Consider the following 19,991-nt stretch of genomic DNA (forward strand, 5'->3'; position numbering starts at 1 on the left):
GCAATATATAAATTTAGTACAAGTATTTTGTAAGATTTCTTAACTACTCTTTATTATTATATCGATAAATGAGGAATGTGCATAAACTTGCCCCCACCATTACACCAAGGGAAGCCTTAACAGCATCTCGTGCAATATAGCTTATAAATCCCCATTTGTTACGGGTATGAGGCAAGTAGTCCGTATAGTCCCAATATAGCAAGATTCGATAGATAACTTGGAAGCAGAAGAGGAATCCAACTATGAAGGCAGCCAGCACGAGCAAGATGGGTATACATCCCCATCCTCCCCGGCGATAGCCCCGCATCATATGAATTCCCCCTCGCTTCCTCCACGCGGTCAATTCGTCAACTTCGCTTTTTCTTCCGCCTTTATTTCTTCATACTTCTGTTTAATTTCATTTACAACCGCAGTGTCATAACCGTTGGCCGACAATTTGCTCTCCAGTGAGCGGAGAATGGTATCGACTTTTCCATCCGTTTGAGCCAGCAGTGTATTTGCTTCCCTTTTTATCGACTCCTTCTGCTCAGCTGTAGCAGATTGATACCTGGTCTTCAATCCCGCGAATTGCTCCTTAACCTGGGCTTGCAGCCCATATAGTTCCGCTGCTGTGACTAGCACCAGTTCATCCTTCGATGGCTTAGCCGGTGTTGTAGGGCCTCCCCCTCCACCTCCTGTCGAACTGCCCGTATTCCCTTTAGGCGGCAGAACCTCCGACTTCACCTTTTCATCCGACTTTACAGTCTCCGCCGGCTTCGACAATGGTGTTCCTTCGAGGGATATGGTAAAGGAATTCGGTTCCCATCCAACCTTCTTGCCTAATGCCTCAGAGATAAACCTTAAGGGGACATAAAGAGTATCGTGGTAAATGAGCCCCGGAAGATCTTGTGGGGGGAGCATTGCCTTCCCGTCGAATACATACTTCACTTCATCGAAATAGACGCCGAGCTCTTCCGGCTTGTAGATTACCTCGGCCGGTGTGGGAGCAATCTTGGCCCCAAGCACGCGTTCTTCCCTATAGGAAACAATGGCCTCCACCTGCGCCTTATCAGGATCGGATAAAGTTACGGTATAGGTGGCCTCATCCCAGGATACGGCTTTACCTAAGGAGTAAGCAAGAAATCGCAAGGGAACGTATGTACTGTTCTTGTACAAGAACCCTTCTTGTCCGGCTGGAGGCTTCATTGCCTTCCCATCCACCACAAACTTAATATTCGCATAAGTCACTTGAATATCTACTTTAGCTTGCTCCGCTTGAGCTCCCCCGGCAATACCGCCGGCCAAGATCAGTCCAGCCAAGAAGACTGTTACTATTCTCTTAACCTCTTTCATGTTGACTCTCACCGCTCTCTTCTATCGTTGCGCCCGTTTCCATTCTTGTTCGAATTTTACCTCTTCGGGGGATCTCCAACTCTTCCACATATGGTTGAACATCCAGACCTACAAAGTATTTATTTAATCGAAAGAGAAGATCATGGGCGTTCTTCTTTCCGTATAATTGCAAATACGGCTTACCGTTATAAGTGATGGACCATTTTCTATAATATTTTCCATTCTCCAAGGTAGTTCATCCCCCGACCCCCACATGCCGCTTACGGCTAAACAGACTTCTCTACACAGCCTCCATATAAAAGAAGGACTACCCCCGGCATAGCCGAAGGTAGTCCCATGAACCCATTAATTAATAAATTCAGCGTAAACCAGAAGTCTCTTGAACACCGCAGCGGCCTGTGCACGGGTTGCCGTTTGCTCCGGATCCATCTGTTGGTCCCCCACACCTTGGAAAATGCCGGCCTTCACGACCTGCGCCATGGCGTCTTCGGACCACTTGGAAATCGAGGTATAGTCCTTGAAGTACTGCAGCACCGAGCTATTAGCTTGCGGAACCTTACCCGCTTGCTTCAGCGCTCTCGAGATCATAACCGCCATTTCCTCGCGGGTGATCGGACTCTCCGGACGGAATGTTCCGTCCTCAAAGCCCTTGATCAGGCCGCTCTGCACTGCGGCACGGATTGACCCGGCCGCCCAGTAGCTAGCTGGTATATCGCTGAAGCTTGTGGACACGCCTTCTTCCTCCACCAGACCGAGCGCACGGACGAGAAGCGTTGCGAACTCGGACCGTTTGACCGTCGCTTCAGGTTCAAACCGCGTATCAGTCACGCCCTGAACCAGCAGTTTCGATGCAAGCAGCTTCACATCCGACTCAGCCCAGTGGCCTGAGATGTCAGCAAAGGTTTTGTTCGCTTTTACGATGCCGTATACGCTGTTCCCGCCGCGGCGGAAGGTTACCGTTGTTTTCCCGCCGCTCTTCGTGAAGGTAGCCGGTACGAATTGCAGGTTGCCCTTCGCATCGAGAGTTAGCACGGATGCTTCGTTCGGGTTCACTTCGGAATCCAGTGTAATGCTTCGGAACGAATAATTTCCGCTGAACGATTTGATCTCCGTATTTCCCTTCGGAGTTACGGCTACCAAGCTGAATTCGTACACCTCCCCGGTGACCGTTAGTCCAGCTGCAGTCGCCTTATTCTTGAATTCGGCTGCCTGGCTTGCGTTGAGCTTCTTCCATTGGACTTCGAACTTCAGGTCCTTAAGGTCCACATTGAGAGAAGCTGCAATCTTATTCACATCAATTCCATCGAAAGGCAGCAGGTATGAAACACCGTTCGGGAATTTCACGTTTAAGTATTGGACGGACAGCTTCTCAGCTTCCGGCCACAGCTTCGCCGGGATTAATGTCCGTACATGATCCGCAGTTTGTCCAGACAGATCCAACACGATGGTTTGGTCCTTAACATTCTTCAGCATCTCTGCAATTTGAGCGTCGGTCAGATCATATGTTGCGGTCTTGGTGCCATCCGGATTGGTTACCGTACCACCGTTATTGCCGGTGCCACCACCGCCACCGCCGCCGCCGCCACCGTTGCCACCGTTGCCGCCGTTGCCGCCGCCGTTATCGACAGGACCCAGCACACGGAGAATTGCCTTACTGACAACATCGGACCAGTCCGCAGCTGTCAGATTAAGACCGCTCAGCACTTTGGACACCTTCAGATTTGTAACGGCTGCGTCACCCGTATAGACCAGGCGGCCGTACTCGGTGGAGAAGGAAGTGGCCAAATTCAGTAACGCGGCATTATTCAAACCATTTTGGCTTTTAAGTTTGGTTTTCAACTCAGGGGATACCGCATTCAGGAAGAGATTAAAGTCATTAAGGGTAAAATCATTCAATCCTCCCGGCAAGCCGCTAAGCTTGAGCAATTGATCCATAATCGGCTTCAGCTCGGGATCCGTGATCACATCGTTGATGGATTTACCTTGCGGATCATAGGTTACTGCGAATTCCAGGAAGAGCCGCAGAATGTTCTTCTGTGTGATCAGCTCGTAGCCAGGCTGATTGCCCTTCTTGGCATTGATCTTCGTCCAGAGAGCGGATACCAGTTCCTGGTTTGTAGCCAAGTTCAGGTTAGCTTCTGTGTTCAGTCCCTTGAAATAATTGCGGAATTTCTCAGCAAGGTCCAAGTTCTGGGTTTGCGCCAGAATCTTGTGTAGGTTTTGCAATCGTTTTTGCAGCACTTCGTTTGGCAGTCCCGCTGCCGATGCCTTACCGCCTGCCAGATGTGAATCCACCAGCGGAATTCCTACTGCAGGCAACGTCGCCGGTACAGTCATGCTAGCAACCAATGCAACAGCTATTGCTTTCTTCTTCATTTTTTAATTCACCTCTAAGTTCTCAGTAGTTTATATTCATCGATACGTATTGTATCAAAATGAATCGAATTTTACCATTTCTTAACTTATTCTTCTCTTAAAAAATCTCTCCCACCATGCTGCAAAACAGATTCCAATTAATCCGCCGGTGAAGTCAAAGCCCAAATCCTGCACGATCCCTGTTCTCTGTTGGATGCGGGTTTGATTCCATTCATCGAAGCACGCTGTCAACAGAAGCAAGCATAGCACGATATATCCCTTGACCAGCCCATGCTCCCGGATCCGAACCATCGAATTAAACAATAAAAAACCATATACCGCGTATATGGTTACATGTGCACTCTTACGGAACAGGAACTCCAGGAATTGATAGGGGCGCTTCTGAGAATTAACCGTGGAATCATGATAACGGATCGTAACATCCGGAAGCTTGCTCTCCAGCTTGGACTCGGAAACGTGCTTCTGCAGGAAGGGGATGATCGTCTGCTTCTGATATGGCTGAGAGGAGAACAGGAAGATCACTCCCAACCAGAGAATGGACAAGATTAGAAAACCCATGCGCACCCTCTTAAGATAAGGATTGGATCCGTGTCTCATACGCCTGCTTCTAAGCTCGTGGCGCTGCTTCTCCTCTTGGTTCATCTGATTACCTCCCCGCAGTGGTTGTTGGGGGGCCCCATCAACCGCCACCGGAAACTGCAGCCGTTAACGTCAGAATCGCTTGGTTTCTCGCCGACTCCTTCGCCTGTTCGTAGGCTGCCTTCCACTTCTCCAGAGCATCCGCGGGATACCCTGCTTGGGAATATTCCTGCTCAGCTTGATTGGTCAACTTAGCGAATTCCGTATCACATCCTTTCTCCGCCTGCATGACCTTCTGCATGTATATGCTCTCCAGCTCCGACAGCTTCAGCTCCTTGCCATTCTCCTTGTTGCTCTTGAGCGTGGCTGCAATTTCCGAAACAAGTCGGTTCGCCTGAGCAGAACAGGAGTTTTGTAATTTTCCTAACAAGCCGCTGTACTTCTCCTCTAACTGCAGACTCCCTGGCCCAGCAGAGGGATCAGCCGCCTTTGTTGGGGTCATAGGATCCTCGGACTTCTTTACCTCCGGTGCCGGTGCGGAAGAAGCTGCAGGCGTAGGCATGGCGGCGACGGTCGGCTGCAATGGTTGCTTACGCGCCTCAAGGTCTTTCATAATCCGCGCCCGTTCCGTCTCATCGTATACGCCTACGAGCTCAATCGGGTAATCTTTATCGAGTATGACCAAGGTTTTCCCGTAATCGCTGGTAATCGATCGAAGCGCTTTGATTTCCTCCGGTGAAAGCTTGGCCAGGAGCTTGTTTCGAATCTCGAGCTTCTCTTTATTCGAGAGCTTCTCTGTGGATTTCCCCATGAGGAAATAGACGTCTTTGGGCGACAACCCGGATTTTAATAATATGGCCGCGACATCTAGAGCATCCTGGGAATCAATAGGTTTACTGGAGAAACCGTTGGCAACTTCCACGGTCTTCTCAAGAATGAGCGGCAACGACGTTGCCTGTCCTCCGTCCTGAACCGCGTTCCCCTGTTGCTCCACTCGCTGTTCGATGTCCTCTAATTGAATGGATGAAATTTGATAATACAAATACCCAACGAAGGAGAGAACAACGAGTAATCCTGCAGCGATGACCGTCAGGATCCATCTCGCCCAAATCCTTTTAGTTCGGCTATTCATGGCTTCTTTCGATTGCATATGAAATCAACTCATCGCTATATTTTGTTTGTCTACATCACTGCCTTCAAGCAGTGCTTCGCTATTTCTTCCCAACTGGTAAACAGCTCTACCGTCTGGATATCCTCTTGCCCATCGCCGCTCTGCACGATGATAATCTCCATATCCGAGGAGGCCCTAATACCATGCAAGGTCTTCATGGGGATATGAAGGACGTTCCCTGCACGAACCTTCATAAAATTACCGTTTTGCACAAATTCCCCTTCGCCCTTTACAATCGTCCAAACCTCTTCGCGGCCGGCATGCATCCTGTAGCTCAAATTCTTATTGCGGTGAATGCCAATCCGCTTGGTTAACACACACCGTCCGTCCTCATATACTTGATCGTCCAGAATACGGGACCAGCCGCTATTGCTCTCCTCATACATCGGCCCTTGGTTATAATGAATATAATCCTTGATCCTAGGGCTTGCACTCTTATCTGTTACCAGTATCCCATCGGGGCTAACGGCTACTACGACATTGGATAAACCCACGATCGTCACCGGGATGCTGGTTTCGTTAATCATATGGGTGTTGACACAGTCTTCGCTAATGATACCTCTGCCTATCTGCTGGGTACTCATCTCCTCCGTCAGCGTGTTCCACGTACCCAAATCCTTCCAATAACCTTTATAAGGCACGACCACAATATGTGCAGCCTTCTCCACAACTTCGTAATCGAAGCTGATCTTCGGAAGGATGTCGTATTGCCTGGATAACTCCTCGTATTGAATAGGCAAGCCCTTATTTGCTAGGATATCGATCAGATAGCCTAGCTTGAATGCGAATACCCCGCAATTCCACAATGCACCCTGCCGGATGAGCTCCATTGCTTCCCCTTCGGCTGGCTTTTCCCGAAAATGACTTACCTGATGATACCCAGCGCCAGTCTCTTCCCTTGTGTTCGGAATGATATAACCATATTTGCTTGAAGGGAACGTCGGTTCTACGCCGATCAGAGCCAGGTTTGCATTCGATATCGAGATGACCTCTTCTAATTGCTTGATGGTATCGAAAAAGTGCGCCTCAACATAAGGATCCACCGGAAGAATGGTCACGGTTTCCTCCAGACTTACCCCTATTACCGAATACAGATAAGCTGCTGCAAGCATGATAGCCGGAAAAGTATCCCTGCGTTCCGGTTCGATGATGAGCGGAACGTCTTGGCCCAGTTGGCTTTGCAGCATTTCGATTTGAGCTTTTCCTGATGCAATATAGCTGCATTCACTTAACCGGCTTCTTTCCAATTGACCCCACACTCGTTGCACCATCGATACCATCTGCTGATCTTCATCCTGAAGAACCTTAAGAAATTGCTTGGACCTGGAATCGTTGGATAAGGGCCACAGCCTTTTCCCGGAGCCGCCGGATAATAGCACTAATCTCATGTCCTACGCCTCCAGTCGTCTATCCATTCTTTGCAACAGCTTTTAACTCTTGCATAAAGCGGCTTAGGGCATCCTTCCAATGCGGAAGCTTCCCGAACCCGTTGGCCTCAAGCGACATGTGGTCAAATACGGAGTAGGTAGGCCGCTTTGCCGGCCGAGGGAAAGCCTCAGAAGTTACCGGAACCACCTTGACGGCTGTCCCCGCATTCCGGAAGATTTCCTCTGCAAACTCATACCACGAGCATGAGCCGGAATTGGAAACATGGTAGATTCCGTACCGGTTGGTCTCCATGATCGCCAATATTGCTTCGACTAAATCAACCGTATAAGTCGGACACCCCACTTGATCCTGCACGATCGACAGGCTTTCCCTCTCCTTAGCGAGCTGAAGCATGGTCTTTACGAAGTTTGCTCCGTGAGAGCCAAACACCCAAGACGTACGGAGAATGAAATAGCTGGAGTGCAGGTTCTGCACGAAAGTTTCCCCTGCCAACTTGGATTTGCCGTAAACATTAATTGGATCCGTGGGCATAAACTCATCGTAAGGCAATTTTCCGTCCCCGTTGAATACATAGTCCGTGCTGATGTAAACCAGCTTTGCCCGGATTTCTTCAGCACAGACCGCCACATTTCTCGTCCCATATCCATTTACAAGAAATGCGGTTGAGCAATCGGATTCTGCCTGGTCCACCTTGGTATATGCCGCAGCATGGATGACGATATCCGGGATTACGGTATGGAAGACGTTTGATACTTGGTTCATGTCGGCAATATCCAACGTATTACGGTCGTATGCATAGACCCGATACCCCTTTTCACGAAGTATGCGGACCACGTCACAACCCAGCTGACCGTTCGCCCCTGTGACCAAGACCCTCTTAGACATAGACTTTTTCCCCATAATGCTTTACATAATAATCCATATATTGGCCGGATTTTACCCGCTTCCACCACTCTTGGTTAAGCTTATACCATTCGATGGTTTCCTTAATCCCCGTATCGAAGGTATACTTCGGCTTCCATCCTAATTCCGCGACCAGCTTCGACGGATCAATCGCATAGCGTCTGTCATGGCCAAGTCGGTCCGTAACATAACGGATTAGATCTTTTCCTGCGTGCAGGTGCTCCAGAATCAACTCGACGATCTCGATATTTTTACGCTCATTGTGTCCGCCGATATTGTATACTTCACCGTTTCTGCCCTTGTGCAGCACTAAATCTATAGCCGACGCATGGTCCATGACATGGAGCCAGTCCCGTACATTCAAGCCATCGCCATACACCGGCAGCGGCTTATGCTCCATCACATTCGTAATCATCAAGGGGATCAATTTCTCCGGGAAATGATAAGGCCCATAATTATTGGAGCAACGGGTGATATTCACGTTCAGGCCGAAGGTTTCATGATAAGCCTGCACCATCATATCGGCAGCTGCTTTGCTCGCAGAGTACGGGCTGTTCGGAGCCAGGGGGGTCTCTTCCGTGAAATACCCCGTTTCTCCAAGAGAGCCGTATACTTCGTCAGTCGATATTTGCACATACTTATCAATTTTGCACGTTCTCGCTACATCCAAGAGAGCCTGTGTCCCCAGGACATTCGTCTTCAGAAAAAGATCCGGCTCGTTAATGCTCCGATCCACGTGAGACTCGGCCGCAAAATTGATAAATACGGAAATCCCATAGGTCTGAGTGATGTACTGCACAAGTTCCTTGTTCCCAATGTCGCCATGGACAAAGGTGTAATTGGGGTTGTCTTCCACATCCTGAAGATTCTCGAGGTTCCCTGCATACGTAAGTTTATCGAGATTAACGATTTTGTAGTTGGGATATTTGCTCAGCATGTATCGGACGAAGTTGCTGCCGATAAAGCCTGCACCGCCGGTTACCAGTATGTTCATAGTTCCACTCCTATTTAGTCGAATAGTTGGGCATTACAGAATGCCGGAAGTAGACCATCTTTTCCGGATAGAATCGGATTTTTTGTTTCCGGCCAGTCAATCCCAAGATCAGCATCGTTCCAGATGATGCCACGGTCATGATCGGGAGAATAATACTCATCCACTTTGTACATAACCTGTGTGTTTGGAACTATGGTGCAGAACCCATGGGCAAAGCCTTTGGGGATCAGAAGCTGCTTTTTGTTATGCTCTGTCAGGATCACTCCGACCCATTGGCCGAACGTGGGCGAGCTTCTTCGAATATCGACCGCGACATCATAGATGGCGCCAGCAATGACACGAACCAGTTTGGTTTGAGCTTTTGGCGGCAACTGGTAATGCAAGCCTCGCAAAGTGCCTGTTTCAACCGAAAGCGAATGGTTGTCTTGAACAAACTCGTAGTCCAAGCCGTTCTCTGCAAAGGTGCGTTTATTGTAACTTTCCGTAAAGAACCCCCGGTGATCGCCGTAAATATTGCTTTCCAGAATCAGTACGCCGTCAAGTTTGGTTTTTGTAATGATCATTTGAATGAGCTCCCTATTTTCTCGCCGCAGCAACTTCTCTGCCGAAGCTCAGATCAAAGGTGAAATCGCGAATCAACTCGTTCGCCAACGCCCAAGATTGGTGGGTACCGGCATCGGTCCACCAGCCTTCCATAATGTCATAGGTCAGCTTTCCTTGTTCCATATAGGCATTGTTCACATCCGTTATTTCCATTTCTCCACGACCCGACGGCCGCAGGGTTTTGATAATGTCGAACACTCTGGAATCGTACATGTAAATGCCAGTCACCGCAAAATTGCTTTTCGGAGCTTTCGGCTTCTCTTCGATGGATACGATTCGGTTGCCGTTCAATTCTGCAACCCCGTAACGTTCCGGATCCTGAACTTCCTTAATGAGAATCTTGGCACCTTCGCCGTCTCTGCGGAAGCGGTTGACGTACAAGCCGATATTGTCCGAGAATACATTGTCCCCCAGGATGACGACCATGCTGTCATTACCAACAAAATTCTCTGCCAGACCGAGAGCCTGGGCGATACCGCCTGCCTGATCCTGTACCTTATAGGTAAAGGTAACGCCGAAATCAATCCCGCTGCCTAGAAGGTTCACGACGTCGCCCATATGGTCACGGCCGGTTACAATGAGGATATCGTCAATATCTGCTTCTTTCAGCTTATAAATGGCGTGATAAATCATCGGATACTGCCCGACGGGCAGAAGATGCTTATTCGTCACCTTTGTCAAGGGATACAATCTGGATCCTGTTCCACCGGCTAAGATAATACCTTTCATTCTCATCCATCTCCTCAAGTTCATTTTTTTTGTAAAATACAAAATCCACATCGCTCTTTCGATGTGGATTAAAGGAAGCTTCTATGCATTTTGGGCGATTCCCATGCTTCTGGATTCCTGCTCTTGCGTTTGTGATACCGTGCAGCGATAAGTCCATGTCTTGAAGTAATTCGAATTTTTTCCGTAGGAATTATCGATAATGACATTGGGTTTATCCAACAGACAGGACAAGATATGGCCGTGCAGCCTGGAAGTCTGAATGGTCTCATAGGAAGAGAATAGACCCAGGGTTTTTTGCAACAAGTAATCGGAAAAACCATACCATATTGCTTTAGTTGGAATAATTCCTAAGCCATGCTTCTTTAGAACATGTAATTTAGCAATTATTCTAACTAAGAGGATCTCATACGTATTGAACAAGGTTCCCCAATCCTTACAGTCTTCCGCACTTTGAAGCAGGTTCGTATTCTGGCTTGTGCCCGCCTCCAGATCGTTCCGCAGGAAGAATAAGGTCTTCTTGTGGGCAGCTTTGACGGGTGCCAGCGGCCATAGCTGATGAGCCATATCCGGCGACAAGTAGATGCTGCAAGTTAATTTTTCCTTCGCCAGCTCGTAGGAATAGTGATCCCGGACCATGAGATGCAGATCCTTGTGCCGGTTAAGAATACGTGCGCTCTTCTCGAATTCCTCATCACTGCTGAAATAGATGGTTTGGGGCATGATAACGATCCGATGGTTAGGATAAGCGGCGACGATTCTTTCTCTCAGCTTCTGGTGGTAAGGGTACAAGTCTCCGAAATTCCCCCCGCCGTGGAGAACGATCAGTTGATCCTCGGGGATATTCAATTTCTCCGGGAAGTCGAGAACACTGTACCTTGCCGTTACCTTAATGTTGTAGTCATGAAAAAACTTCTCGGTTCCCTTCATGATTAACAGGTCTCCACCGTTGGCATGCATGGGGTAATCGATATAATATACCTTGGAGCCTGGCGGAATAAGCTTCAGAATATCCTTCAGCTTCTCCTTTAACTCATCCATGGGATGAACTTCTTTTGAAGTCTTCATGTTTGGCACCTCTAACCTTTACCGTAATAGTGCTGATGATTTTTTTGAAATACATCAGATCTTCCTTATCGTACAAGATGCTCCTTAACGTGACCTTGAAAACATATGGCATCTGAACCAAGGTAATGATGAGACGAACGATGGAACCGGATAGCAATGCAAGTGCAATACCGTTCAAGCCGTAAAGTGGAACAAATACGAAGAACAACGTCACGTTAATCAATATGGCGATAATCTGGCGGATCAGCACCAACTCTGGCCGGCCTATACTATTGAAAGAAGATGCCAGTATCCATGAGCTTCCTCCAAGCACGCACTCAATGGACAAGAGATAAAAGGTCGAGGATGCTTCCAAGAACTCATGTCCGAACAACCAGCCCAACATGAGCTTCCCGATAAATAAACTTGGAATCAACACAAGAGACATGATCACCAAAGATATTCGAAATGCTCTCGCCACGGTCTTGATGATGACTTCCGGCTTCAGGCCCGTAACCTTAGGAAATAAGACATCCGTAATGGCCAATTGAACGGTATTAAAAATTCGGGATAAAGCATACACAACCGAGTAAAGCCCGAAGTCTCTCGGAGTTAACAGCGAGACGATAATAATTTTGTCGGCCTGGTTATACAATGTACCAATAAGATCCATCCCGTAAACCTTCATGCCATAGGAGAAATAAGGTTTTTTCGTTATGCGATCTTTCATTTGGTGTACATTTCGCGCGAGGAAATTTTTCAATCTGATAATGCCAAAACTGGCTATCGCTAGCTGGGAAAGCAAATACACGACAATGATGACGGATAAATGTACGGCATCGAATTGCCAAAGCATAACCAGCCCGATCGAATTCAGCAGCGGGACCAGAACCACAATTCCATTATTGACTTGGAAGTTCTCCGTACTTTTGGCGAGAGCCCCCAGAAGACTTAATAATAGAATCATGGGAATCATTAGGATGGTATATACCCGTGCCAGGCTGATCACCGTATCCGAGTACTTATCTAACCATACGGGAAGGAAGAACCATGCAATCACTCCAGCTAATACTCCCAATGGAAGAAGTGTTCCCGCAGCATAACGGAAATACTGTGCAGTTTGTCCTTCTCTCTTCACATGATAGATCAGAGAGGTCGGCAGCCCTAAACCAATGAGACCTGCCAAGAAGGTTGGCCAAAACAATATGGCTGATAATTCTCCGCGTCCTTCAACACCTAGCATCCGGGCTGTTAGGATCGAGATGAGTGTGGTCAACAAAAGGACGGATACATTGGTAAAGCTGGTTAAGAGGATGGTTGCTACAATCCCCTTATTTCCGAAGAAATCCTTTATTTGTTTTATCATAGGTCTACACACCGAAATCCAGTGCTTTATAATCCTGGTGTCGTTTTAAGATTTTCTTCGATAGCTCCAAATGGGTTTTGGCCCAAATTTCCGTAGAAAAGCTTCCGTTATTCACAAACTCTTCCGCTCTCTTCCCCATTCTCGTTCTCTCTTCTTCATGTTCCAGAAGATAGATCGATTTGGAATAGAGTTCCACCGGGTTGTTCTGCTCCACCAAGTACCCAGAACCGCCTTGATCAATATAGGCATCCAATCCGGGGCAATTCGTTGCCACGACCGGTTTCCCGTTCGCTCCTGCTTCTAATATGGTGGTACATCCGCTTGCATGTTCATTATTCACTAACGGCAGGATGACAAACAGACAGTTCCGGTACAACCATCGAACTTGCTTCAAGTTGGCGGATACCAATTCGATATTATCGTTGTTTTTAAGCCGCTCAATAAAGGCCTTGTTTTGAGAAGCGAAGACGACTTTGGCCTTTCCCTTTAGCCGGCGGGCCACCTGGTCCAGCATATCAATGTCCCGGTGGACATCATTACCTAGACTCAGGATATAAGGTGTCGCAATTGAATCGATGCTCTCTTCCTTCCCACGGCTGTAGCTCTCAATGTTAATGCCGAATGGAACAAAGGTATGTCGGTCTTCCGGAATGTTCATCTTGCCCGAGAAGAAGCTTGCTTCAGTGGGGGCCAAGTAAATAATTTGGTCGATCCCTTTAATGAGCCATCGAATCAAACCCATTTTAAACTTGCTGTAATTTTTGGATTTGTCCGCCAACCAAATGAAACATGATATTTGTTTAGGAAGGAACTTATTTAGTATGGGGATTTTTTTCAGCGCCGCCATGATATACGCATCATTATCATAATGGGTCCATACCACGTCACTGTTCCATGTCTTGAAGGGCAGAAGCAGGTATTCATAGATTTTTTTCAAGTATTTATTTTTGATCGTTCTGCCTTTTACGTAATCGATTGATGTATAATCATCCTCAGCCCAATTATATCCATAAGGAAAAGGATCATTCGACAGCCCCATGTGCCAATTGTGATTCCACGTTTCCAACTTGCTGGATAGAGCAGGCAGAAGCACTTTAATCTTCATTTTTTTAGTCAAGGTACTTCCTCCCTAGCTGGATAAGTGATGATGTAAGGGGCGATGGGAATAATCCTGTTTTTCCAAATAAATAGAACTGTGCTGTTGTTGGCGTTCTCTATTCAATAGACTCGAAGATACTCCGATTAGTATCCAGAACATAACACCGGTATTTTCCCAACTGAAGACTTCGAATGTACCACCAACGATGCACATGTTCAGAATAACAAACGAGATCCACCGTGAGTTCGAAGAACCCTTCCACAAATGTCTATAGAATACGGACCAAAGCATCGTGAGCAGCAGCACAAATCCGATTGCTCCAAACTGCATTAAAACTGTTAAAAACACATTATCGATGGCCAGAAATCCATCGCTTGGGGGTGACTCTATGAACCGCTGCATAAGTCCACCCAACCCTTCGCCAAAAAACAATTGCCGCGGCCCCCGAACAAGCTGTTCCCAGGTCCAGCCATACATGAGCAGACGGTGGGAAACCGAACCGTCGTTTTGGCCAAAAACCGCGAAGCGGTTAAGAATATCTTGGATAAGAAAATCAAAGTATAGGACGATCGGAAGACTCACGGCAGCCAATGCCCATATTTTGGAGGTTTTCTTATATCTAATCATCATGATGATGAAAACCAGGACAAAGGATATCCACGAACCTCTAGAGTATGATAAGTAGAGGGCAAAAAGTTGCAAGCCTATTGCAGCGTAGGTTACTTTGTTCTTGGAACCCAAGATCATATCATCGATCCAGCACAATATGGATGGTACAAGCACCGCTCCTAAAACGACGGGATGTCCAACAGAGCCCATTGCACGGGTATTCAAAAAGCTTGTATCCGTTCCGACTGGCAAATCATTAACAAAATTCGCAATATTGATGACGGGATTTACAAAGACCGAATACATCACTATTGCGGATTGTATCAACCCGGCATACATAATCGAACGCTTCACTACCAAGTCCAAACCATACGCTCCTATTATTCTTCCGATAAAATAAGAATTAAATAGGATAATAATGGCAGAGAAAAGGCTGACTAACTGATGCACCTGTATAATGGACATTAATAACAACAAATACATGCAGATGTCGAAATAGTTCAGTTTGACTTTATTATTGGGTTTAAGAGTAAGAAAAAAGATCACTGTTGCTGTAAAAAGATAAAGGATTTTGTTTAGCGATAAGGTCCCCACTGGAGTGTCTACGACATTCAACCATGGCATATAACTTGCAGGTGGGAAGTTAATAGAGCATATAATTAACGTTGTAATAAGTATACTCATCAATTTGATGCTGAAAGTTCTCGATTCATTTGTTCTCTCATGTCTGTAAATAACAATCACCTCAACTCTGCCCGTCCATCAGATGGTTCCTGTCCTGCCGTTTACTCCATCAATGAGTGCTTTGTAGATCATTGAAATTTTCTTTCCTTTTCTTGTTTCGGAGTTCGTCATCAGCCGGATGTGCCTTTTTGCAAGCATGATCATTACCCCTACGAATGGGAGCAGCCGATACGCGCTGGAATAGGATTTTCTCACAAAGAGTATGGCATTTCTAAAATTATAATAATCGATGATTGGAGCATGATCCCTAAACTTACTGCCGGTGGATGCGCTAACCTTGTGCCATAGTACCGATCTGGGCTCATATTGAATTTTCCAGCCCCTTTTTCTGGCTCTCATATTCCACTCGGTGTCCTCGTAATACAAGAAGAAATCTTCGTCCAATAAGCCGATCTCTTGAATCATCTTCACTCTCGCGAGTAAGCTGCATCCGGTCACATATCCGGTTTCCTCGGGATGACTGTACAGCTCTCTTGATGTGTCATCCCGATAAGAGCCTACATGCGAGATCATGCCGAGTTTATTGACCTTGCCACCAGCAAACCAAATCAGGCTGCCGCCATAATAGTAGATTTTAGAGCCTACTATTCCGATGCGGTCATCCCTCCTCGCAGCTTCAACCAAGAAGTTCAGCGTGTCTTCCTCCACAATCGTGTCGTTGTTCAGCAGCCAAACATACTCGGCCCCTTCGGAAATTGCATCCTTTATGGCAACATTATTGCCTCCGGAGAATCCTATGTTTTTCTTCAGTGCCATAAATTTGATCTTCAAGTCACTTTCAAAGCTCTCAAGAAAAACGGATAATTGATCCCCCGAACCATCCGGAGAACAATTATCCACCACATAAATCATCGTATTCGAATACTTAAGATGCTTTAATGACTTGAGACACTCCACAGTATCCTTATACCCATTGTAATTGAGCAGTATGACTCCAACTAATGGCTGCCTTCCATCTGACATATTATCACCTATTTGCGAATGTTTTAGATGGACATGGGAACTTGCTTATCGAGTCCTTGCTTATAATTGGCGGACTTGAACTCGGTTAGATTGATATAGCTTTCCGCAACATCATCCCATTGATAATTCTGTTTCAATCGATGGAGCATTTTCGCTGATTGGTCTTCCATGGCAAGAGCTTGGTTGAAGTAAACGGGAAGTTCTCCAACTTCGAATTGCATCCCCAATCCACCTAATACTTCGGAGCTAAAGGGTCCCTTGATCGCCATAATTCTATTGCATTTTTGCATCGCCTCAAGCAAGGCTGGATTCGTGCCCCCGACTGAATTGCCGTGGACGTAGCAGAAGCTGTTCTTACGAAGTGCTGTGAGAACCTTCTTGTCATAAATCGCGGGAAGCACCTTTACCCCTTCGTTCCCGTCACATGCTTTGATCTCTATCGTATAAGGAGTTTCCTCCTTATACCCGATGAGCACGTACTGATATCCCCGCAAATAAAGCTTGGAGGACTGGAATCCCTTAATGGCTTCAAGGGGCAGATTATCCGGTTCGAACCGAGTGACCTGCAAAAAGTATTTATTCTCGACCAGGCCATAAGTCTTCAGGATATCCTGTGCTTCCTGCTCACTGCAATCCGTTTCTTCAGGCACCCCGTACGGTATGAACTGGGTCTTCTTATGAAAGACCTTTTTATAATAGCTCTGAATGGCGACTGAATCCGAAATGAGATTCTTACACAACAGACTGATCAATAAGGAGCTGAGGAAATAATAAGCCTTAAAGGGCAGGGACCACTTCGCCCTTCTCCATTCCAACCCGTCCGTGTTCACCGCGAATTTGATGCCGGTAAATAGGGTTAGCAGAATACCGAGCAAGTTGGCGTTATTAAACCAAAATACGTAATCATATTTCTTCCGGTTTTTCAACAAATACACCCCTGTACGAAACGACGATACGAAGGTGTCCAACTTCCTGGACTTGCTCCCTTTCACATAGATCAGAGTCCGTCCATCGTGCTGACCAACCTTGACCTGATCTTCTTGGTGCCTGCAAAAAACATGGCACTCATAATTGCGTTCGATGAACCTCTTGGTAATTTCATCCACCGCAGTTTCAAACCCGCCGTATTGCGCCGGTACACCTCGGGTCCCACAAAAGGCTATGACTTTTCTTTTCACTTCCATCAGACACCTCTCTGGTTACGAACATAACCGACCTATAGTAGAGATATATTGCTTTGCCGCGTTCTCCCATGTCCATTGACCGGCTTGTGTAATCCCGGCGGCAGCTAAGTAGTTCTGCAGCTCCGGATTGAAGTAGATGGTTTCGATATGATGGGCAATCTCTTCGGCATTTAGCGGATTGACCAGGATCCCCGATTCTCCCACCACCTCCGGAATGGCAGTAGTATTGGATACGATAACTGGAACACCGGATGCCATAGCCTCCAAGGGGGGAATACCGAATCCTTCGGCATATGAGGGATATGCAAATACTTTAGCCGCTTTATAGATCAGCGGCAGCATTTGATCGCTCACCCCGGATACTATTTTGACACTCTCTTTAATCTTTTCCTTCTCGAGATATTCAAAGAAGTCCCTAAAGCCAAAATCCGGGTTGCCCACAATGACCAAAGGCCCGATATCCTTATGCCGTTCCTTTAAGAGCTTATATGCCCGAAGAAGGGTCATGTGGTTTTTTCTTGGCTCAATTCTGCCTACAGTAAGAATGTAATCCCTTATCCCGAACTCTGCTGCTACTTGCTTGACCGCTTCGTCCTTATTCCCAGGATTGTATCTCGATCCATCGACGCCATTGGGTACCACAACGATCCGATCCGGATCAATATGGTATCTCTCCGCTATGGAAGCCTTGGAGAAGCTGGACACCGTCTGGATCTGCACGGCTTTCTTAGCGGAGTTCCGTACAAGAATTTTGTTGCGGATTACTTCCGATTTCGTAAAAAATTGGGGATGGCTCTCGAACAAAATATCGTGTATGGTCACCAGCGATTGGCAAGGAAGGCTTAACGGCGAGATATATTGGGTGTGGTACAAATCAATATCATACTTTTTTAATAGCGTGGCGGTTTGAAAAGTCAGCCTTTTTAGCTTCGAATGGGATGGAAAATCGATATATGTTTTGTCCTTCCCATAAGGAGCATCCTTGTCCCAATGGCCGAAAAAAACGAATCCCTGAGGATCCGTCTGCTTCAAAACCTCTTTGTACAAATTGTATAGATAGGTCCTGCTGCCTTGAAATTTGCCCGCTAACACATGGGCATCTACTCCGATGCGCATCGTTGTCCCCCAATCTCCATCAGCTAAAGGCCTCTTGAAGTCACCATCACGATAACGGTCCGGATAATAATCTTCATGTCATAAAAGAAGCCTCTATTCGCGATATACTCCAGGTCCAATTCGACCATTTCGTGAAACCCTACTTCATTCCTGGCGCTAACCTGCCATAATCCGGTACATCCCGGTGTAACTGCCAAACGTTGTTTATCATAATCCGTATATTCGTTCACCTCTCTGGGAAGAGGCGGCCTCGGCCCAACCAACGACATATTGCCTTTTAATACATTAAATAATTGGGGAAGCTCATCGATGCTAGTTTTTCTGATGAACTTGCCGATTTTCGTTATTCTCGGATCTTCCTTCATCTTAAACATGGCGCCGCTGACTTCATTTTGGTGCAACAGCTTCTCGAGAAGCTCCTCGGCATTAGATACCATGGACCGGAACTTATAAATTCGAAAAGCCTTTTCGTTCTTCCCAATTCTAATCTGACTAAAAAAAACCGGACCTTTTGGGTCCTCCAGCTTTATTAATATTGCTATAAGGCAAAACAAAGGGGCCAAGAATAAGAGTCCAAAAAAAGCCGCTGAAAAATCAAAGATACGTTTTGTAACATTGTAGGCATAGAAGTCCCGTTCGCTTTTATTTATTAGCCCCGGAATATAACCCCCGTTGTTCATAGCTAATCCAGCTTCATTACGTTCAGGAGGCGTCATGCTAATTCCCCCCTTATATAAGTGGTGGGCCGCTCCCGTTCAAGAAGCTCTTCCATTGCATTCAAGAGCTGAAGTTTTAGATCCTTACGTTGCAAAGCGAACTCCAGTGTGGTTAGAATAAATCCCAGCTTTTCTCCAACATCAAAGCGGGTGCCTTCAAAATCATAAGCATAAACCCCCTGGGTCATGTTCAACATTTGAATGGCGTCTGTTAACTGTATCTCCCCACCCGCACCGATCTCCTGACGATCGAGGTATTCGAATATTTCCGGAGTCAGGACATAGCGACCCATAATAGCCAAATTGGATGGCGCTTGTCCTTTTGGTGGCTTTTCTACAAACCGATTGACTTCGTACAGTCGTCCCCAAGAAGCGGATGGGTTTACGATTCCGTACCGATCAGTTTGATCTATATCAACCGTTTGAACACCAATGATTGATTTCCCACATTGCTCGTATTGCTGTATAAGCTGCTTAATGCAAGGCGTCTCACCCTGTACAATGTCATCCCCGAGCAGAACCGCGAACGGCTCATCGCCAATGAAGTTCCGTGCGCACCATACGGCATGGCCCAAGCCTCGGGCCTCCTTCTGCCGAATATAGTGAATCTCCACATGGGATGAACGTCTTACCTCTTGCAGCAGCTCCAGCTTTCCCTTGTTCTCCAGGGTGGATTCCAACTCGAACGCGATGTCAAAGTGATCCTCGATGGCCCGTTTGCCCTTGCCTGTTACGATGATGATGTCTTCGATGCCTGATTCGATCGCTTCCTCCACAATGTACTGGATTGTCGGTTTGTCCACGATGGGCAGCATTTCCTTCGGCATCGCCTTAGTGGCGGGAAGGAACCTTGTTCCCAGACCGGCTGCCGGAATGATGGCCTTCCTCACTTTTTTCATCTCGTTCACCTATCCATTTCTCTTTAAATTAGAATGCAAACTTAACATGCAACGTAAACCCTTTTGCATCCCGCAAAAAGGTTTACGTTGCACATGAAGTGCTTGGGCATTTAACCCGTCCTCACATCACACCATCGACGATATACGTCTAAGGTCTGTCGACCCACAGCATGAC

At 46.9% G+C, this 19,991-nt stretch carries 18 protein-coding genes; all 18 read right to left on the reverse strand.

All coding sequences use genetic code 11. The features are described from left to right. Window positions 1-339 precede the first annotated feature (339 nt). The 18 genes from ACSEXW_RS22965 to galU all read right to left on the reverse strand — a co-directional run bounded on the left by ACSEXW_RS22965 (window position 340) and on the right by galU (window position 19,816). On the reverse strand, window positions 340-1,332 hold the full coding sequence (locus tag ACSEXW_RS22965) for a copper amine oxidase N-terminal domain-containing protein (RefSeq protein ID WP_438448525.1): 993 nt from the start codon (window positions 1,330-1,332) through the stop codon (window positions 340-342). Between the two features lie 345 nt (window positions 1,333-1,677). After that, entirely contained in the window at window positions 1,678-3,708 is a 2,031-nt protein-coding gene (locus tag ACSEXW_RS22970) for an S-layer homology domain-containing protein (RefSeq protein ID WP_438448526.1), read from the reverse strand. Between the two features lie 81 nt (window positions 3,709-3,789). Next, window positions 3,790-4,266 carry a VanZ family protein gene (locus tag ACSEXW_RS22975; protein ID WP_438448527.1) on the reverse strand — a complete coding sequence of 159 codons (477 nt, stop codon included), beginning with the start codon at window positions 4,264-4,266 and terminating at the stop codon, window positions 3,790-3,792. Window positions 4,267-4,387: 121 nt separating this feature from the next. Then, window positions 4,388-5,437 (reverse strand): hypothetical protein, encoded by a 1,050-nt coding sequence (locus ACSEXW_RS22980; RefSeq protein ID WP_438448528.1) that lies wholly within the window; start codon window positions 5,435-5,437, stop codon window positions 4,388-4,390. Window positions 5,438-5,469: 32 nt separating this feature from the next. Beyond that, entirely contained in the window at window positions 5,470-6,846 is a 1,377-nt protein-coding gene (locus tag ACSEXW_RS22985; protein WP_438448529.1) for a sugar phosphate nucleotidyltransferase, read from the reverse strand. A gap of 19 nt (window positions 6,847-6,865) precedes the next feature. Next, a complete protein-coding gene (gene rfbD, locus ACSEXW_RS22990; RefSeq protein ID WP_438448530.1) occupies window positions 6,866-7,732 on the reverse strand; it encodes a dTDP-4-dehydrorhamnose reductase in 867 nt (288 codons plus the stop codon). Further along, entirely contained in the window at window positions 7,725-8,744 is a 1,020-nt protein-coding gene (gene rfbB / locus ACSEXW_RS22995) for a dTDP-glucose 4,6-dehydratase (RefSeq protein WP_438448531.1), read from the reverse strand. The genes rfbD and rfbB overlap by 8 nt, the downstream gene beginning before the upstream one ends. Before the next feature lie 14 nt (window positions 8,745-8,758). Beyond that, entirely contained in the window at window positions 8,759-9,307 is a 549-nt protein-coding gene (gene rfbC / locus ACSEXW_RS23000) for a dTDP-4-dehydrorhamnose 3,5-epimerase (protein WP_438448532.1), read from the reverse strand. A 13-nt stretch (window positions 9,308-9,320) separates the two neighbouring features. Beyond that, window positions 9,321-10,076: a sugar phosphate nucleotidyltransferase gene (locus ACSEXW_RS23005; RefSeq protein WP_438448533.1), complete on the reverse strand. Its 756-nt coding sequence runs from the start codon at window positions 10,074-10,076 to the stop codon at window positions 9,321-9,323. Window positions 10,077-10,157: 81 nt separating this feature from the next. Continuing rightward, on the reverse strand, window positions 10,158-11,141 hold the full coding sequence (locus tag ACSEXW_RS23010; protein WP_438448534.1) for a polysaccharide pyruvyl transferase family protein: 984 nt from the start codon (window positions 11,139-11,141) through the stop codon (window positions 10,158-10,160). After that, the gene (locus tag ACSEXW_RS23015; RefSeq protein WP_438448535.1) at window positions 11,107-12,486 is read right to left on the reverse strand and encodes a lipopolysaccharide biosynthesis protein; all 1,380 of its coding nucleotides are present in this window, start codon (window positions 12,484-12,486) and stop codon (window positions 11,107-11,109) included. The genes ACSEXW_RS23010 and ACSEXW_RS23015 overlap by 35 nt, the downstream gene beginning before the upstream one ends. Window positions 12,487-12,490: 4 nt before the next feature. After that, the gene (locus ACSEXW_RS23020) at window positions 12,491-13,603 is read right to left on the reverse strand and encodes a glycosyltransferase family 4 protein (protein WP_438448536.1); all 1,113 of its coding nucleotides are present in this window, start codon (window positions 13,601-13,603) and stop codon (window positions 12,491-12,493) included. A gap of 12 nt (window positions 13,604-13,615) precedes the next feature. Further along, the gene (locus ACSEXW_RS23025) at window positions 13,616-14,560 is read right to left on the reverse strand and encodes an O-antigen ligase family protein (protein WP_438448537.1); all 945 of its coding nucleotides are present in this window, start codon (window positions 14,558-14,560) and stop codon (window positions 13,616-13,618) included. 396 nt (window positions 14,561-14,956) lie between these two features. After that, window positions 14,957-15,901: a glycosyltransferase family 2 protein gene (locus ACSEXW_RS23030; RefSeq protein ID WP_438448538.1), complete on the reverse strand. Its 945-nt coding sequence runs from the start codon at window positions 15,899-15,901 to the stop codon at window positions 14,957-14,959. 23 nt (window positions 15,902-15,924) lie between these two features. Continuing rightward, window positions 15,925-17,085: a DUF1972 domain-containing protein gene (locus ACSEXW_RS23035; protein ID WP_438448539.1), complete on the reverse strand. Its 1,161-nt coding sequence runs from the start codon at window positions 17,083-17,085 to the stop codon at window positions 15,925-15,927. Window positions 17,086-17,100: 15 nt separating this feature from the next. Then, complete coding sequence (locus ACSEXW_RS23040; protein ID WP_438448540.1) at window positions 17,101-18,201, reverse strand: glycosyltransferase family 4 protein; 1,101 nt, start codon at window positions 18,199-18,201, stop codon at window positions 17,101-17,103. Window positions 18,202-18,224: 23 nt separating this feature from the next. Next, window positions 18,225-18,881: a sugar transferase gene (locus ACSEXW_RS23045; protein WP_438448580.1), complete on the reverse strand. Its 657-nt coding sequence runs from the start codon at window positions 18,879-18,881 to the stop codon at window positions 18,225-18,227. A 32-nt stretch (window positions 18,882-18,913) separates the two neighbouring features. Then, window positions 18,914-19,816 carry a UTP--glucose-1-phosphate uridylyltransferase GalU gene (galU, locus tag ACSEXW_RS23050; RefSeq protein WP_438448581.1) on the reverse strand — a complete coding sequence of 301 codons (903 nt, stop codon included), beginning with the start codon at window positions 19,814-19,816 and terminating at the stop codon, window positions 18,914-18,916. Window positions 19,817-19,991 lie beyond the last annotated feature (175 nt).

It is taken from the genome of Oryzibacillus soli, from assembly GCF_051594765.1.
Lineage (GTDB): Bacteria > Bacillota > Bacilli > Paenibacillales > NBRC-103111 > Paenibacillus_AR.

What these genes read in the sequence shown, in the direction of transcription:
- ACSEXW_RS22980 (WP_438448528.1), bottom strand. Translation starts at nt 5,437, where the DNA reads ATGCAATCGAAAGAAGCCATGAATAGCCGAACTAAAAGGATTTGGGCG.
- ACSEXW_RS22975 (WP_438448527.1), bottom strand. Translation starts at nt 4,266, where the DNA reads ATGGGTTTTCTAATCTTGTCCATTCTCTGGTTGGGAGTGATCTTCCTG.
- ACSEXW_RS23005 (WP_438448533.1), bottom strand. Translation starts at nt 10,076, where the DNA reads ATGAAAGGTATTATCTTAGCCGGTGGAACAGGATCCAGATTGTATCCC.
- galU (WP_438448581.1), bottom strand. Translation starts at nt 19,816, where the DNA reads ATGAAAAAAGTGAGGAAGGCCATCATTCCGGCAGCCGGTCTGGGAACA.
- rfbB (WP_438448531.1), bottom strand. Translation starts at nt 8,744, where the DNA reads ATGAACATACTGGTAACCGGCGGTGCAGGCTTTATCGGCAGCAACTTC.
- ACSEXW_RS23035 (WP_438448539.1), bottom strand. Translation starts at nt 17,085, where the DNA reads ATGGAAGTGAAAAGAAAAGTCATAGCCTTTTGTGGGACCCGAGGTGTA.
- ACSEXW_RS23030 (WP_438448538.1), bottom strand. Translation starts at nt 15,901, where the DNA reads ATGTCAGATGGAAGGCAGCCATTAGTTGGAGTCATACTGCTCAATTAC.
- ACSEXW_RS23040 (WP_438448540.1), bottom strand. Translation starts at nt 18,201, where the DNA reads ATGCGCATCGGAGTAGATGCCCATGTGTTAGCGGGCAAATTTCAAGGC.
- ACSEXW_RS22970 (WP_438448526.1), bottom strand. Translation starts at nt 3,708, where the DNA reads ATGAAGAAGAAAGCAATAGCTGTTGCATTGGTTGCTAGCATGACTGTA.
- ACSEXW_RS22985 (WP_438448529.1), bottom strand. Translation starts at nt 6,846, where the DNA reads ATGAGATTAGTGCTATTATCCGGCGGCTCCGGGAAAAGGCTGTGGCCC.
- rfbD (WP_438448530.1), bottom strand. Translation starts at nt 7,732, where the DNA reads ATGTCTAAGAGGGTCTTGGTCACAGGGGCGAACGGTCAGCTGGGTTGT.
- rfbC (WP_438448532.1), bottom strand. Translation starts at nt 9,307, where the DNA reads ATGATCATTACAAAAACCAAACTTGACGGCGTACTGATTCTGGAAAGC.
- ACSEXW_RS22965 (WP_438448525.1), bottom strand. Translation starts at nt 1,332, where the DNA reads ATGAAAGAGGTTAAGAGAATAGTAACAGTCTTCTTGGCTGGACTGATC.
- ACSEXW_RS23015 (WP_438448535.1), bottom strand. Translation starts at nt 12,486, where the DNA reads ATGATAAAACAAATAAAGGATTTCTTCGGAAATAAGGGGATTGTAGCA.
- ACSEXW_RS23045 (WP_438448580.1), bottom strand. Translation starts at nt 18,881, where the DNA reads ATGAACAACGGGGGTTATATTCCGGGGCTAATAAATAAAAGCGAACGG.
- ACSEXW_RS23010 (WP_438448534.1), bottom strand. Translation starts at nt 11,141, where the DNA reads ATGAAGACTTCAAAAGAAGTTCATCCCATGGATGAGTTAAAGGAGAAG.